The organism is Vibrio sp. 10N.222.48.A3 (assembly GCF_041475345.1).
Classification (GTDB): Bacteria; Pseudomonadota; Gammaproteobacteria; order Enterobacterales; family Vibrionaceae; genus Vibrio; species Vibrio tasmaniensis_A.
Genome location: NZ_JBFRVX010000969.1, coordinates 1 through 5618 on the forward strand (window position 1 = coordinate 1; position 5618 = coordinate 5618).

Annotated in this window: 4 protein-coding genes and 1 pseudogene; 2 read left to right on the forward strand and 3 right to left on the reverse strand. The window is 46.7% G+C overall.

Annotated features, from left to right (window positions below; genetic code table 11):
* Together AB4653_RS22540 and AB4653_RS22545 are read left to right on the forward strand one after the other, a co-directional pair.
* Positions 1–117 (forward strand): annotated as a pseudogene (locus AB4653_RS22540) (TetR/AcrR family transcriptional regulator); the annotation flags it as partial.
* 162 nt (positions 118–279) lie between these two features.
* A complete protein-coding gene (locus AB4653_RS22545; protein ID WP_009845933.1) occupies positions 280–1812 on the forward strand; it encodes a phospholipase D family protein in 1533 nt (510 codons plus the stop codon).
* Positions 1813–1928: 116 nt separating this feature from the next.
* On the opposite strand, the gene nfsA is transcribed toward AB4653_RS22545, so the two are convergent.
* The 3 genes from nfsA to AB4653_RS22560 form a co-directional block, all read right to left on the reverse strand.
* Complete coding sequence (nfsA, locus tag AB4653_RS22550) at positions 1929–2651, reverse strand: oxygen-insensitive NADPH nitroreductase (protein WP_009845932.1); 723 nt, start codon at positions 2649–2651, stop codon at positions 1929–1931.
* 249 nt (positions 2652–2900) lie between these two features.
* Positions 2901–4013 carry an OmpP1/FadL family transporter gene (locus tag AB4653_RS22555; RefSeq protein ID WP_009845931.1) on the reverse strand — a complete coding sequence of 371 codons (1113 nt, stop codon included), beginning with the start codon at positions 4011–4013 and terminating at the stop codon, positions 2901–2903.
* 140 nt (positions 4014–4153) lie between these two features.
* Positions 4154–5554 carry a DUF1254 domain-containing protein gene (locus tag AB4653_RS22560; protein ID WP_032555095.1) on the reverse strand — a complete coding sequence of 467 codons (1401 nt, stop codon included), beginning with the start codon at positions 5552–5554 and terminating at the stop codon, positions 4154–4156.
* Between the last annotated feature and the right edge of the window lie 64 nt (positions 5555–5618).

Sequence of the window (5618 nt, forward strand, 5' to 3'; positions counted from 1 at the left end):
TATTTACACGGCTATGCTTTGGCGTTGAACTGCAACCCAGACCGAACTGAACTCACCATTGAAATGGTCGAAAAGCCGCTGAGTTTATACTGTTTGGCACTCACCCAACTTAAGTGATTTGTGGGTGATCTTGACCGGGCTTCTAATTTATAGTCGACAATTACCTATAAATTTCAGGATTTAGCAGTAATAATCAATGAATAGATCGGAATAGCTTGTTCATTGAAAAGCTGTACGGAAAGTTTCTAAAGACGTCATCGTGAAAAGGAAGTCAGATACATGCCTGTGCTCCAACGCATCAGTTTAACGTTAATCTTAATCGCCGTTTTAGGTGGGTGTTCTTCACTTCCTGAAGGCATCGATCACCCGACAGAACCGCCAACCTCTCCTGCACCTAGTTCTTTATCGGTTCTAACCAATGAATTTCAGCCTGAAGCTTTAGAGCAAGGGACCACTGCGGTTCGTCTGCAAGAGTCTGGTTGGGATGCCTTGGCACAGCGATTAGCGCTGGTCGAAAGTGCCGAGCACACCATCGACATTCAATACTACATCTGGAACTCTGACGAATCGGGCAGTTACTTAGCCAGCCGTTTGTTAGCCGCGGCCGAGCGTGGTGTGAAGGTTCGCGTAATGCTGGATGATATCAACCTCAACGAACGTGAAGGTTTGTTGTCGGCACTGGATGCGCACCCTAATGTCGAGATTCGTATCTTCAATCCAACGCCAACACGCCGTGGTTTCAGTAAATGGTTGAGCTTTGTCGGTGACTTTTCTCGTTTAAATCGCCGTATGCACAATAAGTCGTTTACCGTAGATGACACTTTGTCTGTGGTGGGTGGACGTAATATTGGTGATGAATATTTCGACCTTTCTGATGAAATCAATTTCCGAGACCGCGATGTATTAGTCATGGGCTCGGTAGTTAACACCATCCAAACCAGTTTTGTTGAATACTGGAACAGCCGTTGGTCTTACCCTGTCGATATGCTGGGTGATGACGAACAACCTGATCTCTCGAAGATAGATAATATTGTCGTGCCGCATTATCAAAATTATCCTGAATTACCATTAGACCGTGAGGCTGCTGATGGCTTACTGAAAGAGGTGATTGGTGAGATGACATGGGTGAATGCGCGTTTTGTTTACGATCAACCCGTTCCTGATGACTCCGATAATACTGATGAACCGAAAGCGACTGCGATTCTTCTAGGGAAGTTAGCGAGCGAGTCGAAACAAGAGATCTTATTGGAATCCGCTTACCTTGTATTCGATGATGGTCAGCTTGAAGAATGGCAGGTATTGAACAACAAGGGCGTTGAGATAAAAGCGCTAACTAACTCTATGGCGTCTAATGATCTGGTGACTAATCATTCTGCTTATGCAGGCAGACGTTACGACATGTTGGAGCATGGCATCGATCTGTTTGAGCTAAAACCAGAATCTAAGCTGTGTGAAGCATCGACTCAAGACGTGTCTAAATGTGCGCCTGAGACGGCCTATGGCTTGCACGCTAAATCAGTCGTATTCGACCGCAGCATCGCGAGCATCGGCTCATTTAACTTCAACTTGCGCTCTACCTACTTGAACACGGAATCGGTTTTGATCATCGAGAATAAAGAGATTGCTGAAACGTTAGCAGACACCATTGAGCAAGCGATGAGTGAAGATAATAGCTGGCGCTTGGAACTGGAAGACGGTGATGTGTATTGGTATTCAGGCGATCAAAGCTGGGACAGCGAACCAGAAACGGGTAAGTGGGAACGAATGCAGTCAGGCTTTTTGCAATTGCTACCGATTGAGAAATATCTGTAAGCTAGCCGCCTCCGGATAAATAAAAATGTCAGCGTATATTACGCTGACATTTTTTGTTTGTGCTGCTGTTTGCTGTGGTTTGTTGCAAGCTCTTAACGGCTTAACGGCTTAACGGCTTAACGCTTGGTCAGCTGTTTACTGTTCAAGTAAGGCAGAATGTGCGGGCGAGATTCACCAGACAGCTTCTGTGTGATCTGTTGTGACCAACTGCTTTGCTTCTGATTGCTTGAGCGGTTCGCGTAGTAGCTTTGCATTGAATCGTCGTAGCTGGCAATTTCATCTAGGCTCAGTGGTTGATATTGGTTTTCGTGCATCACCACATGAGCAGGAAGGCGAGGCTTCACCTCTGGTTGTTGTGCCGGGTGACCTAAGCACATTCCGAACAATACGGCGGTGTGTTGTGGTAGTTCTAACAGTTCATCGACTTGTTGTGCGCTGTTACGCAGCCCACCAATGTATACGCCACCCAAACCTAGAGACTCGGCAGCCAGCATGCAGTTTTGCGCCATGATGCCAGAATCTACCGCGCCAATCAGGGTCAGTTCAGTAAAGTCGGTTTTCACTTCAGGGTTGATTTGAGCGTGGCGTTGATAGTCGATACAGAACACTAAAAACTCAGCCGCATTCTCAACGTAAGCTTGGTTACCTGCGTATTCAGCTAACAGTTTGCGCTTCTCTGTGTCTGTCACTCTCACGATAGAAACAGCCTGCAGTAAGCTCGATGATGAAGCCGCGAGGCCAGCCTGAATAATCACATCAAGTTGTGCTTTTTCAATCGGTTGATTTGTATATTGACGAATGGAGCGGTGCCCCAGAATAGTTTCAATCGTGCTGTTCATAACTCTCAGACAGTCCTTGTAATGATGGCGTAGAGAATCACAATAACGACAATTACCATGAGCGTAAAGGGCGTTAGAGCCTTTCTGGTTAGCGGTATGATATTCATGAAATCAAAAGGATTGCTGTCACAGCCAATCCTTTTTTCGTACTGTTTCCTGCTAGAAGCTAGAAGCTAGAAGCTAGAAGCTAGAAGCTAGAAGCTAGAAGCTAGAAGCTAGAAGCTAGAATGGAACGCTTAAGATCTCGCTTTAATGGCGAAGAGACAAAGTGACGAAGTGAACTCTGTTGGTCGAATAGCTGCCAGAAGGCTGAAATAGTCCTGAGTCAGCATTAATTTCACCATGGCCTAAATCTTGGTATTGGTAGCTCAATCCTAGGTTTAAGTCATTGGATATCTTCTTCTCAGCGCCGAATCCGATACGCCACTGTTTGTCGAGCGGGAGTAACACATCTCTGTTTTGACTGCTTACAGGGCTCGTGTCACCGCTCACTCCGCTGTACAGCAACCAATCCTCATATGCGTATTCCACACCAACCCCAAGAGAGTAGGTGGTTGAGTATTTGTCATCATAATCTTGCCATGTCTCCATGTTGGAGCTGAGTAGAAGGTTTAAGTCTTCATTTAATGAATGCTTCAACCCTAAGTTTAAGCTTCGAACCCAGGTCAGTTCAGAGCTAATTCCAAAAGCGTTGGCGTTATCAAGGGAAAGGTCGTGATCAAATTGGCCCTGATAGCTGACTCCCAATTGTGTGTTGTCACTGATGTGGTGATTGAGACTCAGACCGAACCCTAGATCAAGGCTATCCCCTTGGAGTTCGAGACCGTTCAAGGCTTGAGTTTCAAGCGCAGCGTGCTGCAATATCAAAGAACCACCAAGAGACAGCTGTTCATTGACCTGATATGACAATGACGACGTTAAGTTGAGTGCCGAAATGCTGTTTTCTTTGATCAATAAAGCAGGGTGCGCGCCAACGCCGTGTGAGTATTCAACGCCAGTGCCGCCAGCTGCATGCAATGCTGCGCCGACGACCCATTGGTCATTGAGCCTTGATGCGTAAGACAAATGAGGGAGAACATCCGCGCTGCTTCCTGTGGTCGAAGCCGAGTTATCGTCACGGACAAAAGTGGTTTCAACATCGAGGTATTGAACGCCGAGAATCCAAGCACTTTCTTCAATAGCCGATAACCCTGCAGCGTTGGTGAGCACGGCGGATGCATCGTTCGCGGTTACGTTCCCTGTGCCTGCCGTGCCGACGCTTTTAGTGGTCGCAATCTGAGATAGATTTAACCCTCCCGCGTGAGCAAGAGAGCTGACTATCCCTGTTACTAACAGAGACAGTGTGATGAAAGGTGTTTTCAAGAATAGAGCCTCATTTTCATTGTATGAGTTATGTTGCTAGCAGTTTGAGTCATGTATTTAGGGATAGAACGAATTGCCACGAGCGAACACTAAGAACGCCGTGGCAATCGACTTGATCTACTTAATTGACCTAAATGGGGCTAGAGTATTTCAACTTGTGGCAATGGGTATTCATTGTCGAGAACGGCTTGAGTTGGCTCATACAGGCGCATGTGAAGATAGAAGTCATCTTGAGGGGCTGGCAGCCAGTTACACGTTGGATCGGACGGTTTTACGTATTGAATGCATATTGGCAAGGTGCCGTCTTCTGCGTATTTCAGCTCATCTTTACGATTGGTCGAGATGGAGTAGCGTTGAATGAAGTTCTCAACCATGAACAGGTTTTTAGCGTCGTACATGGTCAACGACCAAAAGGCGTCAGCGGGTGCATCGGCAGGCATGGTCATTCGATATTGATTGTCTCCCGACAGCTGCTCGCCATTCGAGTCCGTGTATCGATTTGGGTAGAGTGCTCGCTCTGGCACATTCAAACCAGCCGCACGCATATTGATGCTCGCTCGGCTCAGGTAATCATTTCCGTAGCGGCCACCCTCGTACATCATCGACCAGCCATTATTGACATCACCGATGCTTCGACCAGCGTATTGAATGATCTGTTGTGAAGACTCAATCGCGCGCATTAACCCTTTTTTCTGTGCAGAAGTTAGTGCTTCCGGGTTAAAGGGGGTCGTTCCTCCAATACCAATTTGTTGGAATTGATCAACGATGGCAGCATCTTCTGGAATCGGGTTTTTACGTAGTTCACGGTCAATTAGCGAATACCACTCTAACCCTTCAGGCCTCGCCATGGGTGGGATGCGACCTGTCGAAGCTTTGAGCTCTACGATGTCGTGTTCTGCGCCGAGTTGATCAAGTGGGTAGCTGAGGAATTTATCGTGAGTAACCAATGCGTCATTGAGATCTTGCTCGCCAAATACGCCCGTTCGTTGAATTAACCAAACCATAGGAGTGCGAGACTCTACGATACGATCAATCCCCTCTGGCACTTCGCCAGCCCATCCTTTGTTAACCAACAGCACTTTTGAACCTTGGTCGCCGACATTCTTCACATGCAGATCTTCAATCGAATCTGAGTAAGCATCCAATAGCTGAACAATGTAATAACGGTTATCGGTGCGAGGAATATCAATCACCATTGGACCTGATAAATCCAGATCGTAGTGAGCTTGTGAGTAGAGCGTATCGTTGTTGACGGTAGGTACAATTCTATCCTGAGGTCCGGATAGAACGCGCGTTTTACCCATCTCATTCAATGGTGCCATGGCGTTGTCCATTGGCGCATCAACAGATGTGGTCGTTTGCCTAACCGCTGCCACGGTTAATGGGCCTGTACCATAGATAAATGCTTGAACACCTAGGTTGTAAGCGAGCTCTTCTTCAGGATTAATAGATTGTTGGGCAAGGGATGGCATCGCGATAATACTGGATAAAGAACACACTAAACTGGTCAGTACACTTTTCTTATAGAGGAGCTTTCTCATGGAACACCTTAGATCGTAGGAACAGGATTAGGCATTTATCATATGAGCAAGTGAGATTAAGGAG

Excerpts from the sequence above, each read along its gene's own strand:
- nfsA (WP_009845932.1), bottom strand. The coding sequence starts at position 2,651 with ATGAACAGCACGATTGAAACTATTCTGGGGCACCGCTCCATTCGTCAA.
- AB4653_RS22560 (WP_032555095.1), bottom strand. The coding sequence starts at position 5,554 with ATGAGAAAGCTCCTCTATAAGAAAAGTGTACTGACCAGTTTAGTGTGT.
- AB4653_RS22545 (WP_009845933.1), top strand. The coding sequence starts at position 280 with ATGCCTGTGCTCCAACGCATCAGTTTAACGTTAATCTTAATCGCCGTT.